This window comes from Paramesorhizobium salinisoli (assembly GCF_003335045.1).
GTDB classification, from domain to species: Bacteria; Pseudomonadota; Alphaproteobacteria; order Rhizobiales; family Rhizobiaceae; genus Paramesorhizobium; species Paramesorhizobium salinisoli.
Genome location: NZ_QOZG01000004.1, coordinates 404,702 through 425,880, shown reverse-complemented (window position 1 = coordinate 425,880; position 21,179 = coordinate 404,702). Strand labels below are relative to the sequence as shown.

General features: G+C 60.5%; 14 protein-coding genes. 8 read left to right on the top strand and 6 right to left on the bottom strand.

The genetic code is table 11. The features are described 5' to 3' along the window. Positions 1–30 precede the first annotated feature (30 nt). Both DUT91_RS11740 and hemH read left to right on the top strand, forming a co-directional pair. On the top strand, positions 31–1,947 hold the full coding sequence (locus DUT91_RS11740) for a 5'-nucleotidase C-terminal domain-containing protein (RefSeq protein WP_114440564.1): 1,917 nt from the start codon (positions 31–33) through the stop codon (positions 1,945–1,947). A gap of 149 nt (positions 1,948–2,096) precedes the next feature. Next, entirely contained in the window at positions 2,097–3,164 is a 1,068-nt protein-coding gene (gene hemH / locus DUT91_RS11735) for a ferrochelatase (RefSeq protein WP_114440563.1), read from the top strand. Between the two features lie 18 nt (positions 3,165–3,182). Here the strand turns inward: hemH and DUT91_RS11730 are convergent, their stop codons facing one another. Beyond that, entirely contained in the window at positions 3,183–4,178 is a 996-nt protein-coding gene (locus DUT91_RS11730) for a KpsF/GutQ family sugar-phosphate isomerase (RefSeq protein ID WP_114440562.1), read from the bottom strand. A 228-nt stretch (positions 4,179–4,406) separates the two neighbouring features. On the opposite strand from DUT91_RS11730, the gene DUT91_RS11725 reads away from it, so the two are divergent. After that, the gene (locus tag DUT91_RS11725) at positions 4,407–6,056 is read left to right on the top strand and encodes an outer membrane beta-barrel protein (protein WP_245419695.1); all 1,650 of its coding nucleotides are present in this window, start codon (positions 4,407–4,409) and stop codon (positions 6,054–6,056) included. 25 nt (positions 6,057–6,081) lie between these two features. On the opposite strand, the gene galU is transcribed toward DUT91_RS11725, so the two are convergent. Then, a complete protein-coding gene (gene galU / locus DUT91_RS11720) occupies positions 6,082–6,978 on the bottom strand; it encodes a UTP--glucose-1-phosphate uridylyltransferase GalU (protein WP_114440701.1) in 897 nt (298 codons plus the stop codon). A 326-nt stretch (positions 6,979–7,304) separates the two neighbouring features. On the opposite strand from galU, the gene DUT91_RS11715 reads away from it, so the two are divergent. Both DUT91_RS11715 and DUT91_RS11710 read left to right on the top strand, forming a co-directional pair. After that, positions 7,305–8,480 (top strand): lytic murein transglycosylase, encoded by a 1,176-nt coding sequence (locus tag DUT91_RS11715; protein ID WP_245419694.1) that lies wholly within the window; start codon positions 7,305–7,307, stop codon positions 8,478–8,480. 170 nt (positions 8,481–8,650) lie between these two features. Further along, entirely contained in the window at positions 8,651–9,838 is a 1,188-nt protein-coding gene (locus tag DUT91_RS11710; RefSeq protein ID WP_114440700.1) for an SGNH/GDSL hydrolase family protein, read from the top strand. Between the two features lie 46 nt (positions 9,839–9,884). Here the strand turns inward: DUT91_RS11710 and DUT91_RS11705 are convergent, their stop codons facing one another. Together DUT91_RS11705 and gltB are read right to left on the bottom strand one after the other, a co-directional pair. After that, entirely contained in the window at positions 9,885–11,339 is a 1,455-nt protein-coding gene (locus tag DUT91_RS11705; RefSeq protein ID WP_114440559.1) for a glutamate synthase subunit beta, read from the bottom strand. 124 nt (positions 11,340–11,463) lie between these two features. Further along, positions 11,464–16,209 (bottom strand): glutamate synthase large subunit, encoded by a 4,746-nt coding sequence (gene gltB / locus DUT91_RS11700; RefSeq protein WP_114440558.1) that lies wholly within the window; start codon positions 16,207–16,209, stop codon positions 11,464–11,466. A 589-nt stretch (positions 16,210–16,798) separates the two neighbouring features. On the opposite strand from gltB, the gene DUT91_RS11695 reads away from it, so the two are divergent. Further along, on the top strand, positions 16,799–17,848 hold the full coding sequence (locus tag DUT91_RS11695; protein ID WP_114440557.1) for a threonine aldolase family protein: 1,050 nt from the start codon (positions 16,799–16,801) through the stop codon (positions 17,846–17,848). A 46-nt stretch (positions 17,849–17,894) separates the two neighbouring features. Here the strand turns inward: DUT91_RS11695 and DUT91_RS11690 are convergent, their stop codons facing one another. After that, positions 17,895–18,365, bottom strand: a complete 471-nt coding sequence (locus DUT91_RS11690) for an Hsp20 family protein (RefSeq protein WP_114440556.1) — start codon at positions 18,363–18,365, stop codon at positions 17,895–17,897. Between the two features lie 300 nt (positions 18,366–18,665). Here DUT91_RS11690 and DUT91_RS11685 point away from each other — a divergent pair, with 300 nt between their 5' ends. After that, positions 18,666–19,115: a PepSY domain-containing protein gene (locus DUT91_RS11685; protein WP_114440555.1), complete on the top strand. Its 450-nt coding sequence runs from the start codon at positions 18,666–18,668 to the stop codon at positions 19,113–19,115. 158 nt (positions 19,116–19,273) lie between these two features. Beyond that, positions 19,274–20,263, top strand: a complete 990-nt coding sequence (locus tag DUT91_RS11680; protein ID WP_114440554.1) for an alpha/beta fold hydrolase — start codon at positions 19,274–19,276, stop codon at positions 20,261–20,263. A gap of 7 nt (positions 20,264–20,270) precedes the next feature. Here the strand turns inward: DUT91_RS11680 and hisN are convergent, their stop codons facing one another. Next, positions 20,271–21,056 (bottom strand): histidinol-phosphatase, encoded by a 786-nt coding sequence (gene hisN, locus DUT91_RS11675; protein ID WP_114440553.1) that lies wholly within the window; start codon positions 21,054–21,056, stop codon positions 20,271–20,273. Positions 21,057–21,179: the final 123 nt, after the last annotated feature.

Here is a 21,179-nt window from a genome sequence, read left to right as displayed (position 1 = left end):
AATGGGCAGGCCGCAGGGAGACAAGCCAAGATGTCCAGATCCTTCACTCGTGCATTCCTTTGTTCCTCGATTCTAGCACTTTCGGCGGGAACAGCCTTCGCCGACTACACCTTGAATATCCTGCACATCAACGACGTCCATTCGCGTGTCGAGCCGATCAATAAATATGACTCCACCTGTTCCGCCGAGGAGCAGAAGAAGAACGAATGTTTCGGCGGTGTGGCGCGCATCAAGGCGGCCATAGACCGGGAACGCGGAAGGCTCTCGCAAGACGGCGGCAATGTTCTCGTGGTCGATGCGGGAGACCAGTTCCAAGGCTCGCTTTTCTATACCACCTACAAGGGCGAGGACACGGCCGAATTCATGAACGGCATCGGCTTCGATGCGATGGTGCTGGGCAATCATGAATTCGACGACGGCCCGCAGGGATTGGCTGCCTTTCTGGATAAGGTGAAATTCCCGGTGATTTCCGGCAATGTCACCGCCGACGCGAAATCGCCCATCGCCGGAAAATACCAACCCTATATCGTCAAGGAGATCGGCGGCCAGAAGATCGGCATCGTCTCCGTTCTGGCGACTGACACGCAGGAAACCTCCTCACCCGGCCCCGATATCCATTTCCAGGATGAGATCGCCTATCTCAAGGGCGCGGTCGCCGATCTGCAGAAGCAGGGCGTCAACAAGATCATCGCAGTCACCCATGTCGGCTATCCCCGCGACAAAGCTATTGCGGCGGCGGTGGACGGCATCGATGCGATCGTCGGCGGGCACAGCCATACGCTTCTTTCCAACACCGATTCCAAGGCTGAAGGCCCCTACCCGACGCTTGTCAGGAACCCGGCAGGCAAGGATGTCCCTGTTGTCACCGCCTATGCCTATTCCAAATATCTGGGTGATCTGACCGTCACCTTCGACGACGCCGGGAATGTTGTCTCGGCCAAGGGCGACCCCATTCTTCTCGATTCCACGATCACGCCGGACGCAGCCTTTGCCGCCCGCGTCGCGGAACTGGCCAAGCCGCTCGAGGAACTGAAGAACAGGGTCGTCGCCACGACCGAGGCCCCCATCGACGGCTCGCGCGAGGCCTGTCGCGCCATGGAATGCCCGATGGGCAATCTCGTCGCCGACGCGACGCTCGATCGCGTCAAGGACCAGGGTATCACGATTGCCATCACGAATGGCGGCGGCCTGCGCGCCTCCATCGACCAGGGCGATGTAACGATGGGCGAAGTGCTGACCGTGCTGCCCTTCCAGAACACGCTTTCCACCTTTCAGCTAAAGGGCGCGGATGTCGTCGCCGCACTTGAGAGCGGCGTTGGCCAGGTCGAGGAAGGCGCGGGCCGCTTCCCGCAAGTGGCGGGCCTCAAATTTGCCTTCGACAGGTCCAAGCCGGCCGGTAGCCGCATTTCCGATGTGTTGGTGAAGGATCCGCAGGGCGGATGGACGCCCATCGACCCCGCCGCGACTTATGGTGTTGTCTCGAACAATTACCTCCGCAGCGGCGGCGACGGCTATAAGATCTTTGCCACCAATGGCATGAATGCCTACGACTACGGACCGGGCCTCGAAGAGGTCGTCGCCGAATATCTGGCGAAGAACCCGCCCTACAGGCCCTATACCGATGGCCGCATACAGACCGTCGATATGACGGGCGGCACGCAAGCCCCGGCCGCCGAAACGTCGGCGCCGCCAGCCCAACCGAAACCGGCGATGCCTGCCGAGCCAGCCAAACCAAGCCCACTCCCGGCGATGGAAGAGCAACCCATGGCGCCGCAAAAGCCGGCTGCGGGCGAACCCTATGTGATCAAGGCTGGCGATACCTATTGGGATCTGGCGGAAAGCTTCTACAACGAGCCGACCAAATGGCGCAAATTGCGCGATGCCAATCCGTCCTATCACCCGCGCCGCCTGCCCATTGGCGGAAAGCTGCAGGTTCCCGCCGAATAGGCGCTGGAGCCTGTCACGCACTATATAAGGCGGCGCTCGTCAGCGCGCCGCCTGCGCGCTTTCGCATCATTGAAATCACATCCCGAAACCCTACTTTCCGGACGCGTTTGAATTCGCGCGCGCAGCGCCGCCAAGGAGAAAAAGACCAAATGAGTGCAACGGGCAGGACGAGGGTAAAAAGGGCGTCGGCGGCAGAAGCGCCATGCGCGAACGATATCGTCCTCCCGACGCCGAAAGTCGGCGTTCTCCTGGTCAATCTCGGCACCCCTGACGGGACCGATTTCACGTCCATGCGCCGCTATCTCAAGGAATTCCTCTCCGACAAGCGCGTCATCGAATGGCCGCGCGCCATCTGGTATCCCGTTCTCTACGGCATCGTCCTCAATACCCGGCCGACGAAATCCGGCAGCAACTACGAGCGCATCTGGAACAGGGAAAAGAATGAATCGCCGTTGCGAACCTTCACCCACTCGCAGGCCGAAAAATTGTCTGGGGTGCTGAAGGACCAGCCCAATATCGTGGTTGACTGGGCCATGCGCTACGGCCAGCCCTCGATCGAAACCGTGCTGACGCGCCTGCGCGAACAGGGATGCCAGCGCATCGTCATGTTCCCGCTCTATCCGCAATATTCCGCGACCACCACGGCCACGGTGAACGACAAGTTCTTCGAAGCGCTGATGAAGACGCGCTTCATGCCCGCCGTGCGCACCGTCCCCTCCTACGAGGACGAGCCGGTTTATATCGATGCGCTTGCCCGCTCCATCGAGAAGCACCTGGCGACGCTCGATTTCGAGCCTGAAGTCGTGATCGCCTCCTATCACGGGATTCCGCAAAGCTATGCCAAGCGTGGCGACCCCTATCCCTCCCATTGCCTGACCACGTCGCGTCTCCTGCGCGAACGGCTCGGCTGGGACGAAAAGAAGCTCCAGACCTGCTTTCAGTCACGATTCGGCCCGGAAGAATGGCTCCAGCCTTATACCGACAAGACCATCGAGCAACTTGCGAGAGATGGCGTCAAATCCATCGCCGTCTTCAACCCGGGCTTCGTCTCGGATTGTCTGGAAACGCTCGACGAGATCGGCAACGAGGCGGCTGAGAGCTTCCACGAACATGGTGGCGTCAATTTCAGCCATATCCCCTGTCTCAACGATTCCGCCGAAGGCATGAGCGTCATCGAAACGCTGGTGCGTCGGGAATTGCAGGGCTGGGTTCGATAATCCAGGGTCTCTTCGCGGTCAGGCAACCCCGATGCGCAGCAGATCGTGGAAATGAATGAGCCCGACCGGGTGGCTTTCCTCGGTCACGATCAAGGCGCTGATATTATGCTCGTTGAGAAGGCCCATCGCGGCACCGACCAGCATATGGGGAGCAACGGTCTTCGGCTCGCAGGTCATGATGTCATCGACCTTCAGCTCACCGAGATTACGGTGAAGATTGCGCGCGAGATCGCCGTCCGTGACGATCCCGACGAGACGCCCGGCATCATCCGTAACGCCGACGCAGCCAAAGCGCTTGTGTGAAAGAACCTGCATCGCCGCCGGCAGTGGTGTACCGAGCGGCACCAGCGGCAGATCGTTGCCGCGATGCATGATATCGCGCACATGGGTCAGGCTTGCACCCAGCGAACCGCCAGGATGGAACGTCCTGAAGTCACCGGCGGTAAAGCCGCGCGCTTCGAGCAGCGCAACGGCGAGCGCATCGCCTAGTGCAAGCTGCACCAACGTCGATGTGGTCGGGGCAAGGCCGTGGGGGCAGGCTTCATCCGTCCGCGGCAGCAGCAGCACGATATCCGCCTCGCGTCCGAGCGTCGAATGTTCGCGCGAGGTCAGCGCGATGAGGGGAATGCGGAACCGCCTGGAATAGCTGACGATACCTTTCAGTTCTGCTGTTTCTCCCGACCAGGAAAGGGCGAGGATAATATCGTTGCTGCCCACCATTCCAAGATCGCCATGATTGGCTTCGGCCGAATGGACGAAAAACGCCGGGGTTCCGGTGGAGGCGAGCGTGGCAGCGATCTTCGTGCCGATATGACCGCTCTTGCCAATGCCTGTCACGATGACCCGCCCGGTGCTGCCGGCGATGCGGTCCACCGCCTCGGCGAATGGCGTGGCGAGACCATTCTGAAGCGCCTCTTCCAGCGCGGTCAGCCCGGCTTTTTCCGTTTCAATCGTGCGCAATGCGGAATTAACCGCCGTCTTTGCGTCCGCTTTAGGTTCTTTGACGTCCTGCATGGGCCAAAGCGTTAGCGCTTTAGGTCACATCTGTCCAATCTTTGTTGCCTGGACTCGCCGCCAACCCTCTCAATAAGGCGCTGAATAAAGCGTTAAAGAAACCAAGCATTAACCATGTGGATTTACGTTCAGGAAACCACGATGTAACCGGTTCCAATCCTGCACATGCATAAAATCGCACCGCCTCCGGGCAACAGACCCGACCTAGCAAGACGGCGCCGCTTGGCCGTGCTGCTTCTGGCTGGCGTTGCCATCGGCGCGGAAGGCTTTTCTGCCCAGGCACAGGATGCCGGCCTGCGCGGTTCCGTGCCGGAAAATGTTCTCGCTACATCAGGGACAACAGCCCAGTCGGGACAACAGCAACGCCGACAGCTCCCTCCGCCCAGCTATGAACCGGTCAGCCCCGGCGCCCTTCCCTCCGTTGATCTTTCCGATGAAAGCGACGGCGCGAACATCGAGGGCGGCGATGCCATGGCGAACGACGGAGCCAATCTGAATGATGCTACCCTGGCTGGCCAGCCGATCCAGCCAGCCGGCCAGGAATCATCGACTATTTCCGACCAAAGCGCGGCTCCCCGCGCACCCCGACCCACGGACGAAGCGGATGCCGATCAGCCGGTATCGGTCGATAACCTGCGCACCAGTACGGTAAACAGCGAAGAACAGAACGACACCGGCCGCGCAATGTCGGAAAACGAGAGGCAGCCGACAGTCGATGGTCGGCCACGTTCGCCGGTGGAACAGGACCCATTCGCGCCTGTCGGCCTGCGCCTCGGTTCGTTCCTGCTGCGTCCCAGCATTGAACAGGGCATCCGCATCACCAGCAATGCCGACAACAGCTCTACCGGATCGAGCGCCACGCTTTCCGAAACCACGCTGCGGCTCAACGCCCGATCCGACTGGTCGCGCCATCAGGCTACGCTTGACGCGTCCGGCACTATTGCCAAGACCATCTCCGGCCAGGACGTCTCGGAACCCCGCCTCGACATCGAGAGCGGACTGAGGCTCGATCTCAGCGATCAAACGACACTCAACACCGGCGCCGGCTATCATCTGCGGCGCGAAAGCGCCAACAATCCATTCGGCGTGGTCGGTGCGTTGAAACGCCCCATCGTGCAGACGCTTAACGGCACACTGGGTGTCGAACGCGAAATCGGCCTTCTCTTCGGCGCCATAACGGGTCGCGTCGAGCGTTCGGTCTATGGCGATGCGGAGCTTTCGTCAGGCGGCGAAGTCAGCCAGAAAGACCGCGACAACACCTTCGCCAGCGTGACGCTGCGCGGTGGTTATCAGCTCTCCGCAGCGATAAGGCCGTTCATCGAAATCGAGGTCGGGAAACGGGCCTATGACGAAAAGCGGGACAGCAATGGATATGAACGCGGCGCCACAAGGCTCGGCGCGCGGGCCGGTGCTCTCATCGATATGGGCGAAAAGCTCAACGGCGAGTTCTCGATTGGCTATCTCCGCGAGAACATCGAAGACGAGCGCCTGGAGGACATCCGCGGCCTGTCGCTCAATGCGGCGATGAACTGGTCACCCGAACGTGGTACCGATGTCAGGCTGGCGGCGCAGACGATCGTCGAAGGCGGCACCGCGCCTGGCGAGAGCGGCTCCGTCCTCTATCTCGCCAATATCGACGTCAGGCGCCTGATACGCGCCAACCTCACCCTGGAGGCCGGACTGGATCTCACCGTTCGTGACAATCATGACGGCTCCGGCCTCGACCGTGGTCTTGGCGCGGAAGTTGGCGCTACCTACTGGTTCAACCGCTTTGTCGGCATCAACGGCAGCCTGCGCCATGAATTCATGAAGAGCGACGTCGCCTCCCGTGAATACACATCCAACAGCGTCTATCTCGGCGTGAAGATGCAGCGCTGATTTCAGCGCCGCATCAGTTCCGGCTTCAATCTTCGACCTTGATGGTCCGCAGAAGATCGCCGAGGGTATGCTCCACATTCGGGCGGATATCTTTACGCCAGAGCGCGAAAGCCACATTGGCCTCGATGAAACCTTCCTTCGAACCGCAGTCGAATGTCCGGCCCGTATAATGAAAGCCATAGAAGGATTGTTGCTGCGCCAGTTTCAGCATCCCGTCGGTCAGCTGGATTTCGTTGCCGGAGCCTTTTTCCTGCTGGGCAAGAATATCGAAGATTTCGGGCTGCAGAATGTAACGCCCGTTGATGTAGAGGTTTGATTCAGCCGTGCCCTTGGCAGGCTTCTCCACCATGCTGGTGACCTCGAAGCCTGAGCCGACCGGCTCGCCGCGCCCGACGATCCCGTATTTATGCGTTTCCGCGGGATCGCACTCCTGGACCGCGATGACGTTTCCGCCGCTTTGCTCGTAAAGTTCCACCATCTCCGCCAGGCAGCCCTTCTTCGACTGCATCACCATGTCAGGCAAAAGCAGCGCGAACGGCTCGTCCCCTACCAGTTCGCGGGCACACCAGACGGCATGACCGAGACCCAGGGGCACCTGCTGGCGGGTAAAGCTCGCCGTACCCGGCGCCGGCTGAATATTCTGGAGATGGGTAAGTTGCTCGTGCTTTCCGCGCTCGGCCAATGTCGAGTAAAGCTCGACCTGCGCGTCAAAATAATCCTCGATCACCGCCTTGCTGCGGCCCGTCACGAAAATCAGATGTTCGATCCCAGCCTCGCGCGCCTCATCCACCACATACTGGATGACCGGCTTGTCGACCACGGGAAGCATTTCCTTGGGTATGGACTTGGTGGCGGGTAGAAAGCGCGTTCCAAGACCTGCCACGGGGAAAACAGCCTTACGGATCTTTTTCTTTGAACTCATTCCTCTTTCCAACTCCACAAAAATGATGATCACAATGGGGCTCAACGTCCAGCCGATCATGGCTATATAGCGGTGAACATCGGAAAAAATGCCTAATGCCGTGCGCCATCTGATCACGTTGCATTTCGCGGTGCAAAACGGCGGACGACGGAGAATACAATCGCTCTTGGCGAACCACACCTGCATGGTAAACTAAATGCTAACCTCAAGGCGCTAGCTTTCCAGGCTGCAGAGAAGATTTGTAGGCCTTCAAGGAGAAAAGCATGGTTCGGACGCGCCCAGCTACGATCGGCCGGATCGGAAAAACGCTCGCGAAAATAGCTGTCATGGCGACATTGCTTTCGACATTGGCAACAGCAAACGCGTTTGCCGATGCGAAGTTCCAGCGCTGGGTGGCTGATTTCCGCTCGACCGCTCTTAACAACGGCATTTCATCTGCAACCTACAAGAGGGCATTCGCCGGCATCACCGCGCCCGATCCGGAAGTGCTGCAGAAAGCCCGCTTCCAGCCTGAATTCACCGCCCCTGTCTGGGATTATATCGACAATCGCGTCAATGAGAATTCGGTCGCGACAGGACAGGCCATGGCCCGCCAATGGAGCCCATGGCTGTCGCGCATCGAAAAGAACTTCGGGGTCCAGCGTAGTGTTCTTCTCGCCATCTGGTCGATGGAATCCAATTATGGCGAAATCCTCAAGCGCGACGACGTCATGCGCGATGCGATCCGGTCGCTGGCAACGCTTGCCTATGCCGACAAGGCGCGGGCCAAATATGCCCGGACTCAGTTGATCGCCGCCATGAAAATCCTCCAGACCGGCGATATCGATCGCAGTCACCTGACCGGCTCGTGGGCCGGCGCACTGGGCCACACCCAGTTTATCCCCACCAGCTACCAGGCCTATGCGGTGGATATGGACGGAAACGGCAAGCGCGACATCTGGACATCCATACCCGATGCGCTGGCGACAGCCGCCAATCTCTTGAAGCGGAACGGCTGGCAGCCGGGCAAGACCTGGGGCTACGAGGTCGTCCTGCCTGCCGGACGCAAGTTTCCATCCGGTTCCCTGACCCTGGCCGAATGGCAGAAACTGGGCGTTGTGCGTGCCAATGGAAAGCCGTTTACCCACGCGTCGGAGAAGGCGACGCTGAAAACGCCCGATGGGCGCGGAGGTCCGGCCTTCCTGATGACCAAGAACTTCTTTGTTCTCAAGCGCTATAACAATGCCGATAAATACGCGCTTGGCGTAGGGCTTCTCGCGGACCGGATCGCCGGATATCAGGGTCTCGTGCAGGACTGGAACCGTCCTTTCACCCCCATCTCCATGAAGGAGCGCGAGGAACTGCAGCACCATCTCCAGGCGCTCGGCTATTACGATGGCAATATCGACGGCAAGATCGGCTCCACCTCACGCGCCGCCATCGAGGCGTTCCAGAAGCGCAACGGCCTTTCCCCGGACGGTCATCCGAGCAAGGAAGTGCTTTCGGTCCTGCGTCGACGCTGACCTGCTGAATTCCTGCGGAATTGCGTGACAAAGAAACTCTTCTGCGCTCAAATGGCGTGGAAGAGTTCTCGGCTTGAGGAACGGGCGTGAAGCGCACTGCCAATCCGGTTGCATCGTTTTGGAATCTGCTGGCGCTTCTGATAGCGGCGGCCTTGGCTGTTCTTGCGGTCATGCCGGATGCAGCGGCGCAGGGGCGACCGAGAACGCTGTTTGATATGTTTTTCGGCAGGCGCGAGGCTCCACCCGATTATTATTACGATCCCCCGCCGCGCCGGGCCACCCGCCCGTCCAAACCGCCGCCGGCGGCTCGCCGTCGGTCCAGCACCGATAGCACCCCGCGTTCGCGCGCGCCCGCCGCCGCGGAGGTGCCGTCGCGCCCCGCGGCACCTCCTCCGGTGGAAAAAAACCCCGATGCAAAGACCATCCTGGTCATAGGCGACTTTATCGGTGGAGGGCTTGCCGACGGCCTTACCGAAGCTTTCGCCCAGAACCCCGAAGCGCAGGTCGCAAATCGGGTCAATGGCTCCTCGGGTTTCGTGCGAACCGACCATTACGACTGGACGGCAAAGATCAAGGCGATTCTCGACGAGGAAAAACCTGCGGCCGTCGTGGTCATGATCGGGGCCAATGACCGCCAGCCTATATCACTGGACGGCATGTCCTATGCTCCGCGCTCGTCGGAATGGACGGCGGAATATACCAGGCGTGTCGATCAATTTGTCAACGCGATCAAGACGGCGGGTTACCCGTTTGTCTGGGTCGGCCAGCCGCCTTTCAAGCCGCGCGGCATGTCGCAGGATATTCTCGCATTAAACGAGATCTACCGGAACGCGGCTGAAAAGGCCGGCGGCAGTTTCGCCGATGTCTGGGATGGCTTTGTCGACGAAGCCGGCAACTTCTCTCTTTCGGGATTCGATATCAATGGCCAGACGGCGCGACTGCGCGCCAATGACGGCATCAACATAACCCAGGCCGGGAAACGCAAGCTTGCCTTCTATGCCGAAAAGCCGTTGCGACAATTGCTGGGTGGGAGCCTGTCGCCGGACGGGGTACAGAAGCCGGGTGATCTGCCGCAACAGGCGCCCGCCGAAGCGAAGGCGCCGGCAAGGATCGACCGTATCGCACCGGTCAGCCTCAATGATCTCGATCTCGACGGCAGTAACGAATTGCTGGGCGCAACGCTCGGGACATCCACCGCGTCGATCAAATCCGCCCGCGATCTCCTGGTTATAGATGGCGTCGCGGCAAAGCCCCAGCCCGGCCGGGCCGACGATTTCACCTGGCCGCGCAAGCCGGTCCTTACGGCAAGGCAGCCGCCAGTGCCGACAGACGATACGACGACGGGCACCACACCCTGATTTGCCGCCCTGCTCCGGCCGAAGCAGGTGCGGCATATCTCAGATCTTAGCTCGGCAGAACGGTTGACCCCATAAGGTGCTCGTCTACTGCACGCGCCGCCTGACGGCCCTCGCGGATCGCCCAGACCACCAGTGATTGACCACGCCGCACGTCACCCGCCGCGAAGACCTTGTCCACGCTGGTGCGATAGTCGCGATCGTTTGCTTCCACGGCACGGTTTCCGCGCCGGTCGGCGGAAATTTTAAGCTCCTCGCCCAATTCCTTCACCACGCCGCTCTCGATCGGGCCGGAAAAGCCGATGGCGATGAAGGCCAGATCCGCCTTGATGAAGAATTCAGTGCCTTCTATCGGCTTGCGTCCTTCATCCACCTCGCAGCAGCGCACATGGGTGAGCCTGCCCTCCTCGCCGATGAATTCGAGCGTCGCCACCTGGAACTCGCGATCTGCGCCCTCCGCCTGACTGGAGGAAACGCGCATCTTTGTTGCCCAATAAGGCCAGACGGTGAGCTTGTCTTCCTTTTCCGGCGGCTGCGGACGGATATCGAGCTGCGTCACCTTCACGGCGCCCTGCCGGAAAGCCGTTCCGACGCAGTCGGACGCCGTGTCGCCGCCGCCAACCACGACGATATGCTTGCCTCCGGCAAGGATGGGGGCGGACGGCCACGCGACCGAATCGATGTCCTCACGCCCAATGCGGCGGTTCTGCTGCACGAGGTAGTTCATCGCGTCATGGACGCCTTCAAGTTCCGCGCCGGGAATGCCCGCTGGACGCGGCGTCTCAGAGCCGCCGCAATAGAGAACGGCGTCATATCCGTCGATCAGTTCCCTGACCGGCTTGTCGACACCGACATTGACGCCGCAGAAGAAGGTGACGCCCTCGCCCTGCATCTGCGTCACGCGCCGGTCGATATAGTGCTTCTCCATCTTGAAATCGGGAATGCCGTAACGAAGCAACCCGCCGGGCCGGCTTTCGCGCTCGTAGACATGCACCTCGTGGCCCGCGCGGCCAAGCTGCTGCGCCGCCGCAAGCCCCGCCGGACCGGAGCCGATGACAGCCACCTTCCGGCCCGTCTTGACGGCGGAAGGCTGCGGCACGACATGGCCCATCTCATAGGCTTTGTCGGCGATCGCCTGTTCGATCGTCTTGATGGTGACGGGCACGTCTTCCAGATTGAGCGTGCAGGCCTCTTCGCACGGCGCCGGGCAGATGCGGCCGGTGAACTCCGGGAAATTGTTGGTGGAGTGGAGGTTGCGGATCGCCTCGTCCCAATTGTTGTTGTAGACGAGATCGTTCCAGTCAGGGATCTGGTTGTGCACGGGGCAGCCGGTCGGCCCATGGCAATAGGGAATGCCGCAATCCATGCAGCGCGCCGCCTGCTTCTGCACCTCGCCATCGGTCATCGGGATGGTGAATTCGCGAAAATGCCGGATACGGTCGGAGGCCGGCTGATACTTTGCCACCTGCCGGTCGATTTCCAGAAAGCCTGTAACCTTGCCCATGAACTTTTCTCCCCTCGCTGTCGAGGTCGCGCGGTTTCAGCTTTTTTGGAGCGAAACCCGCGGGTTTGAACCTTGGCGCCAAGGCCGGCAGATCGCCGGGCCTCAGGCACACATATGTTGACGATTATTCAGCTGCGATGCCGATCCGCATGCGCTCCATTTCCTCAAGCGCGCGGCGGTATTCCACCGGCATGACTTTCACGAATTTCGGGCGGTAGGCTTCCCAATTGTCGAGAATGTCCTTGGCGCGCGCCGAACCCGTGTAGTGCAGATGGTTCGAGATCAGTTGAACCAGACGCTCCTCGTCATGATGCGTCATGTTGCCGGATACGTCGACCCGGCCCTTGTGCATCAGGTCGCCGCCATGGTGATGCAGCTTCTCCAGAATATCGTCCTCTTCCGGCACCGGCTCCAGTTCCACCATCGCCATGTTGCAGCGCTGCGCGAAATCGCCCGCTTCGTCGAGCACATAGGCGACGCCGCCGGACATGCCGGCCGCGAAGTTGCGGCCCGTCTGTCCGATGACGACCACCACGCCGCCGGTCATGTACTCGCAGCCATGGTCGCCCACGCCCTCGACCACCGCCGCCGCGCCGGAATTGCGCACCGCGAAACGCTCGCCTGCCACGCCACTGAAATAGGCCTGGCCCTCGACCGCGCCATAAAGTGCGGTGTTGCCGATGATGATCGATTCCGCCGCAACGATTTTCGCGTCTTCCGGCGGACGGATGGTGATGATCCCGCCCGAAAGCCCCTTGCCGACATAATCATTGCCGTCGCCGATAAGGTCTATCGAGATGCCATGAGCCAGGAACGCCCCGAAGGACTGCCCTGCCGTGCCGCGAAGAGTGATCGAGATCGTGTCCTCGGGCAGGCCCTTGTGGCGATAGCGCTTGGCCACTTCGCCCGAGAGCATCGCACCCACCGAGCGGTCCACATTCTTGATCGGCAGTTCGATCTTCACCGGAAGCTTGCTTTCGAGCGCAGGCTTTGCAAGTTCGATGAGCTTGCGGTCGAGCACATCCTCGATCGGATGATGCTGCCGTTCGGTCCAGTAGGTCTTTTCCTTCGGCGCATCGGGCTTATGGAAGATGCGGCTGAAATCGAGACCGCGCGATTTCCAGTGGCTGATCATCGTCTGCTTTTCCAGAAGATCGGTATCGCCGATGATCTGCTCCAGCTTGGTATAGCCCATTTCCGCCAGGAGTTGCCGCACCTCTTCCGCCAGATAGAAGAAGAAGTTGATGACATGCTCAGGCGCACCTTTGAAGCGCTTGCGCAACACCGGATCCTGGGTCGCGACGCCGACGGGGCAGGTATTGAGATGACACTTGCGCATCATGATGCAGCCGGCCGCGATGAGCGGCGCTGTGGAGAAGCCGAATTCATCCGCGCCGAGCAGTGCGCCGACGACGACATCGCGGCCGGTGCGCAAACCGCCATCGACCTGCAACGCCACGCGTGCGCGCAAGCCATTCAGCACCAACGTCTGGTGCGTTTCGGCAAGGCCCATCTCCCAGGGGGAGCCGGCGTGCTTCAGCGAAGTCAGGGGCGAAGCGCCCGTTCCGCCGTCATAGCCGGAAATTGTGATGTGATCGGCGCGCGCCTTGGCGACACCCGCCGCGACCGTGCCGACGCCCACTTCCGAGACGAGCTTGACCGAAACATCCGCCTGCGGATTGACGTTCTTCAAATCATAGATGAGCTGCGCCAGATCCTCGATCGAATAGATGTCGTGATGCGGCGGCGGTGAAATCAGGCCGACGCCCGGCGTCGAATGGCGCGTCTTGGCGATGGTCGCGTCCACCTTATGACCGGGCAGCTGGCCGCCCTCGCCGGGCTTTGCGCCCTGCGCCACCTTGATCTGCATCATGTCAGAGTTGACGAGATATTCCGTCGTCACGCCGAAGCGACCGGACGCAATCTGCTTGATCGCCGAGCGCTCGGGGTTCGGTTTGCCGTTCGGCAGCGGATAGAAACGGTCCGGCTCCTCGCCGCCCTCGCCGGTGTTCGACTTGCCGCCAATGCGGTTCATGGCGATGGCAAGCGTCGTATGCGCCTCGCGGGAAATCGAGCCGAACGACATCGCGCCGGTCGAGAACCGCTTGACGATCTCAGCCGCCGGCTCCACCGCATCGAGGGGAACGGACTTCAGCCCCCGTTCCTCGGCTGTCTTTATGTGGAACAGGCCGCGAATGGACTTTGCCGCCGCCGTCTCGCCGTTGATGAGGTCCGTATATTCCTTGAATGTCCTGGGATTTTCCGTGCGCACGGCGTGCTGCAGCTTGGCCACGGCATCGGGCGACCACTGATGCGCCTCACCGCGTATGCGGTAGGCATATTCACCACCAACATCGAGCGTCGTCAGCAATACCGGATCATTGCCGAACGCATCGGTATGACGGCGTACGGTTTCCTCAGCGATCTCCTCGAGCCCGACGCCCTCGATGGTGGTGGCCGTGCCGAAGAAGAACTTGTCAACGAATTCGGATTTTAGGCCCACCGCATCGAAGATCTGCGCGCCGCAATAGGACTGGTAGGTCGAGATGCCCATCTTGGACATGACCTTGAGAATGCCCTTGCCGATGGACTTGATGTAGCGATGGACGAGCTCATGCGCGTCCACCTCCGGCGGAAACTCGCGGCGCCGGTGCATGTCGAGCAGCGTATCGAAGGCGAGATAGGGGTTGATCGCTTCGGCGCCATAGCCCGCTAGGCAGCAGAAATGGTGCACCTCACGAGGCTCGCCGGATTCGACCACCAGTCCGACCGAGGTCCGCTGGCCCTTTCGGATCAAATGATGGTGCACTGCCGCCGTCGCCAGAAGCGCCGGGATCGGAATCCGGTCCGGCCCGACCTGGCGATCCGACAGGATGATGATGTTGTAGCCGCCATGGACAGCCGCCTCCGCGCGGTCGCAGAGGCGCTCGATGGCGCCATGCATCCCCGCTGGGCCCTCGCCGGCGCTATATGTGATGTCGAGCGTCTTGGTGTCGAACCGGTCCTCGGTATGGCCGATGGAACGGATCTTCTCCAGATCGCCATTGGTGAGGATCGGCTGGCGCACTTCGAGACGCTTGCGCCGCGAGGTGCCGACCAGATCGAAGATGTTCGGGCGCGGACCGATGAAGGAGACGAGGCTCATCACCAGTTCTTCGCGGATCGGGTCAATCGGTGGGTTCGTCACCTGCGCGAAGTTCTGCTTGAAATAGGTATAGAGCATCTTCGACTTGTCCGACATCGCCGAGATCGGCGTATCGGTGCCCATCGAGCCGATGGCCTCCTGGCCGGTCGTGGCCATCGGAGCCATGAGGATCCTGGTGTCCTCCTGGCTGTAGCCGAAGGTCTGCTGGCGGTCGAGCAGGCTCACATCCTTGCGCAGCGCGCGCGGCTCGACGGGATTGAGATCCTCAAGGATGAGCTGCGTGTTCTTCAGCCACTGCTTGTAGGGATGGCGCTGTGCGATCTCGGACTTGATCTCCTCGTCCGAAACGATGCGGCCCTGTTCCATGTCGATCAGGAGCATGCGGCCCGGCTGCAGACGCCACTTCTTGACGATCTTCTTTTCGTCAACCGGCAGGACGCCCGCCTCCGACGCCATGATGACGAAATCGTCGTCGGTGACGATGTAGCGCGCGGGACGCAAGCCGTTACGGTCGAGCGTCGCGCCGATCTGGCGGCCATCGGTGAAAGCCACGGCGGCAGGGCCGTCCCACGGCTCCATCAGCGCGGCATGATACTCGTAGAACGCCTTGCGCTCCTCGCCCATCAGCTTGTTGCCCGACCACGCCTCCGGGATCAGCATCATCATGGCATGCGCCAGGGGATAGCCGCCCTGGAACAGGAATTCGAGCGCATTGTCGAAGCAGGCCGTGTCCGACTGGCCTTCATAGGAGATCGGCCACAGCTTGGAGATGTCGTTGCCGAAAAGTTCGGAATCGACCGAGGCCTGCCGCGCCGCCATCCAGTTGACATTGCCGCGCAGCGTGTTGATCTCGCCATTATGCGCCACCATGCGGTAGGGATGCGCGAGCTTCCACGATGGGAACGTGTTGGTCGAAAACCGCTGGTGCACCAGGGCCACAGCGCTCTCAAACCGCGGATCCTTCAAGTCCCGGTAATAGGCGCCGACCTGATAGGCCAGGAACATGCCCTTGTAGACGATGGTGCGCGCCGACAGCGAAACGATGTAGAAACCGTTGTCGCGGCCATCGGTCTCCTGGAAGATGCGATTGGAGATGACCTTGCGCAGGACGAACAGGCGGCGCTCGAAATCGTCGCCGGTCTCGATGTTCGGATCGCGACCGATAAAGACCTGCCGGTGATAAGGCTCGGTCACCGCGATATGCGGTGCCTTGGAGAGCGATGAATTGTCGACGGGAACGTCGCGGAAGCCGATCAGTGTCTGCCCTTCGGCAGCGATCACTTCCTCGATCACCGTCTCGATATGCGCACGCTCTGCCGCATCCTGCGGCATGAAGAGATAGCCCACCGCATATTGCCCGGGCGGCGGCAGGTCGATGCCCTGCGCGGCCATTTCCTCGCGGAAGAAGCGGTCGGGGATCTGCACGAGCATGCCGGCGCCGTCGCCCATCAAGGGGTCGGCGCCCACGGCGCCGCGATGGGTGAGGTTTTCCAGCATCTGGAGACCGTCATTTACCACCTGATGCGACTTCACGCCCTTCATATGCGCAATGAAGCCCACGCCGCACGCATCATGCTCGTTGCGCGGATCGTAAAGCCCCTGACGCGCGGGAAAAGCTGCGGGGAATGATGCTTTTGGAGTTCGTGACGTTTTCGCGGTTTTGACCGCGCGGTTCTGTACGTCCTGGCCAAGCTCAGTCGTTACAGATGGCGTCAATTCCGTCATCGTCATTTCCTCCTTCTAGAGCCCTACTGGGGCGGTCATTCTTATCGGGGGGAATATGTTCGATTCCACCCCGCGTCCATGCGGCATATGACTGCAAGAGCATTCGCGAAACGGGGGAATACGACGTTTCTCACCCACATTCCTGCGCTTTCGCGCCAGCAAGACGATACCGGACTGCTTCTTCGCCCAGCCCGGCCACCTTGCAGACCTGCCCGCGACAAAACCCGGACGGAGACGATACCATGCCTTCATCCCGGGTTGGGTCGTTAAATAAGACAGCAATACTGTCCTATATTCTATGCCAGAAATTATGCTCCGCTACAAGATGGAAAAGCAAAATAAATTTGCTCCTTTTGAAATATTATTACGTCAAAGACCGCCTTCCATTACGTAAATTGTGTTTGCAGGGATTTTCACGCGAGCGTGATGCCTTGGTAGAGGAATTCTCTAACCTCAATGCTCCCCCTCCGATGATCTCCATTCGAACCCTGGACATGATTATGTCTGCTTTCATATAGACAGCCGGCAGCACCGCAGTGCACAACAGCCCGCCACGATATGGCGAGCGGAGAAATGCCGGAGAAGCCGTATGAATTTCGCATCCGATAATTGGGCGGGCGCCCATCCCAGGATTGCCGAGAGCCTGACCCGCCATGCAGGAGGCTTTGCCGCCTCCTATGGAGCAAGCGAGCTCGACCGCATCGTGGAAAAGCGCTTCAACGAGATGTTCGAGCGCGAGGTCGCCGTATTTTTCGTTGGCACCGGAACCGCTGCCAATTCGCTGGCGCTGGCGAGCGTCAACCGCCCGGGCGGCGTCTCCTTCTGCCACCGCGAGGCCCATGCCATCGAGGACGAATGTGGCGCGCCCGAATATTTCACCGGCGGCGCTCGCCTGCATCCGGTGGACGGCGCGCTGGGGCGCATCGATCCCGTTAATCTGAAACGGGAACTGAAGCGTTTCAACCCGGCTTTCATTCATGCCGGACAGCCCATGGCCGTGTCCATCACTCAAGCGACTGAAGTCGGTACGCTTTATAGCCTCGCCGAGATCGCCCGCATCTCCGCCGTATGCCGTGAACATGGCTTGCCGCTGCATCTCGATGGCGCGCGCTTCGCCAATGCGCTTGTTTCCCTGGGTGTCTCCCCGGCGGATATGACTTGGCGGCAGGGCGTTGATATCGTTTCCTTCGGCGGTACCAAGAATGGCTGCTGGTGCGCCGAAGCACTGGTGTTCATGGACCCCTCCCACGCCAGGGACCTACCTTTCATCCGCAAGCGCGCCGCCCAGCTCTTTTCCAAGACCCGCTTCATCGCGGCCCAGTTTGACGCCTATCTTGACGGCGGCCTCTGGCTCGAACTGGCAACGCATGCCAATGCGATGGCTACCCGGCTTGCCGGCCATATCCGGACTTCCGAGCGCATTCGCCTCGCCTGGTCTCCGCAGGCTAACGAAGTCTTCGCCATCATGAAGAAGAGCGTCAGCGAAAAGCTGCAGCAGCAGGGCGCCGTCTTCTACGAGTGGAATCCGCCGCATTCGGAAATGAACCGCGTCGAGGAGGGCGAAGTTTTCGCCCGCTTCGTGACGAGCTTCTCAACATCCGACGATGAAGTGGACCAGCTCGGCGATCTGATCGCCTAAAAAAACGGCGCCCAGAGGCGCCGTTCTTATTTCCGGTCAGGCAAGATTATTCCGCAGCCTTGGTTTCGATCTGCTTGGCCTTATCGGACGATACTGCCGTCACCGCGATCTTGCGGGGCTTCATCCCTTCCGGGATTTCGCGCTTCAGATCGATATGCAGCAGGCCGTTCTTCAAGCTTGCGCCATTGACTTCGACGAAATCGGCAAGCTGGAAGCGGCGCTCGAAAGCCCGTGAGGCGATGCCGCGATACAGCACTTCGCTGCCATTGCCGGCACTTTCCTCAGACTTTTGACCCTTGATGGTCAGCTGGTTGCGGTGAGCCTCGATCTCGATCTCATCTTCCGCGAAACCTGCAACGGCCATCGTGATGCGATAGGCGTTCTCGCCCGTCCGCTCGATATTATAAGGCGGATAGGTCGGCGCGCCCTCGGGCTGCGCGAGCGAATCAAGCATGGTGAAAAGCCGGTCGAAACCGACCGTGGAACGATAGAGCGGTGAAAAATCAACGTGACGCATGGTAAGCCCTCCTTCAGAGCGACGATGTTTGCGTTTTTGGCCGAAGCGAAAATTCCCGATATCGGCGAATTTTCTTGAGCCAGCAGCCCCATTTTGGCGGCTGCATCCATGATTTGGGGGCGTTATTTTACGATTTCAAGGGTTCCGCAGGAGCGAAGTGGAACTGGACGACCTCTCGAATCTTTCTTCTGTGCATATCGCTGAACGCCAGATGAATACCGTCTTCGGCATTTATTCAGCTTGTGCAGGTTAAATCTTTAACCATGTCCGGAGTGTTCCGGCACTTGAGAGGAAACGACGATGAAAAAGGCTCTTATAGCCATCGCTGCCGCCGCAACGCTTTCGTTCAGCTTTTCCGCCCCGGTTTTTGCGGCGGAGCGATCGAATATCATTCTGGCCCAGGGCTGGGATGGGGATTATCGCGAAGCTCCAAGGCCGCCGCGCGGCTATGAAATGGAACGTCGCGACCGGGATTGGAGGCCGGATCGCGACCGCGACTGGAGGCCTGGCCGCGACCGTCCTCGCCGCGACGAGGTCATGAACCCCCGCCGCGTTGCCAGGATGCTGGAAAGCCGCGGCTATGACGTCGGCGATATCGATCTGCGCCGCGGCCGTTATTTCGTCCGCGCCACCCGACCGAACGGACGGCGCGTCATGCTCGTTGTCGATGCTCGCAGCGGCCGCATTCTCGACGAACAGCGTGCCGGCGGCGCGCGCCGCTCTGGCTTCACTATCGAAATCAATCCCTAGGCACACCAACAGCCTGCCGGATGTAACGTCCCTTCCAGACGGCAGGTTGAGCCGGAGGTTCCATCACGGAGCTTCCGGCTCTTGTCATTTGACCTTTGCCATCGGCCGGCCTAACGATGGGCGATCGTGTCAATCCGGAATATTGTTGCCAAAGCTGCATGACGGACTTTCTTTTCGAGACCGATACCAATCAGATTCCCGCTGCAACCCGCTCCGGCATGCTGGAGATGCGGGACGGCAAGCTGTTGCGCTACATGGTCACGCAGGCCGCCAACCGGCCACTGCGCGGCACGGTGCTCTTGCTCCACGGTCGCAATGAATCCATCGAGAAATATTTCGAGACCATTACCGATCTGAGCACGCGCGGCTTCGCCGTGGTGTGTTTCGACTGGCGCGGGCAAGGCGGATCGAGCCGCATGATCCGGGACGCGATGCGCGGCCATGTCAACCGCTTCGATGATTATGTCTCGGACCTGGATCAGGTCTTCCGCGAACTCGTCCTGCCGGATTGCCCGCCGCCTTTCTATGTCTTGGCCCATTCGGCAGGCGCGCTCGTCGCGCTGCTCGCCGCACCCCTGCTGACCATTCGTGTCCGTCGTATGGTGCTGGTCGCCCCGCTTCTTGGCCTTCCTGGCTCGCGTTTCTCGACGAATGGCATTCGTGTTGCCACCCGGACGCTGAACCTCATCGGGATGGGGAGGCGTTACGCCACCAAAAACCGATATCAGGCAGGCGCCAGGCCTTTTTCCGGTAATCTACTGACGAGCGATCCCGGCCGCTATATGCGCAATGTTGAGATCGTCCGCCGTCAGCCGCAGCTTGGACTGGGTGGCCCGACGGTGCGCTGGGTCTCCGCCGCACTCCATGCGATCGACCGGGTCAGCGATCCCGATTTCATCGCGAAGATCCGCATTCCTACACTCGTCGTCACCGCAGGCAACGACGGCGTGGTTTCCACGCCGGCCGCGGAGCGCTTTGCCGCGCAATTGCGCAACGGCGCACTTCTGACCATAGACGGCGCGCGCCACGAAATCCTGCAGGAGGCCGATTTCTACCGCGAGCAACTGCTCGCCGCCTTCGACGCCTTTGTACCAGGCTCGGATGAACCCGATAATGTGATCTCAACCGAACCGGAGGAAACCGCGTGACAGCCGATCAGCCTGCGTTAAGCAGGTCGAGCGCGGCCTTGTGGAGATCCGGCGTCGCCGCCGCAATGATGTCGCCGCCCTCTTCCGCTGCCCCACCATCCCAGCGCGTCACCACACCGCCGGCCTTTTCGATGATCGGGATCAAGGCGACGATATCGTAGGGCTGCAAGCCCGCTTCGACGGCGATATCGGCAAATCCCGCCGCCACCATCGCGAAGGCATAGCAATCCACCCCATAACGCGGCAGACGCACCACCGCTTCCAGACGGTCGTAGGCAAGCCGCTTGGCGCCCTTGTAGAGGGCAGGCGTAGTGGTGAACAAGGTGGCATCGGCAAGCACTGCGGTATCGCGCGTTTTCAGACGCCGCGCCTGTTCGCCGACGCTGAGACGTTCGTAAAACGCTCCCTCGCCATCGCTATAGAAAAGTTCCCCGGTAAAGGGCTGCGACATCAATCCCGCCTCGGCGTTTCCGTCGATGGTCAGCCCCACCAGCGTTCCCCATACCGGCAGGCCGGAAATGAATGCCCGGGTTCCGTCGATGGGATCGATCACCCAGATATGGCTGTGATCGAGATTTTCCGATCCGTGCTCCTCACCCAGGATGCCGTGATCGGGATAGGCGCTGCGGATCACGGCGCGGATCGCCCGCTCCGCCTCGCGGTCGGCCTCCGTCACCGGGTCGAAACCCACCGCATATTTATTGTCGATCAAACCGGGATTGCGAAACCGCGGAAGGGTTTCGGCTGCGGCGGCATCCGCGATCTGCACAAGGAATGACTTTTCAACGACCAAAATGGCCTCCCGAATGAATGTGAATGGTTGCAATCCAGGCAACCATAGCAAAAATGCCTTATATCTAGGCATGCATAAAAAATGCCCAAATTATCGGTTTCTCACTTGACCCTTTGTGCATCG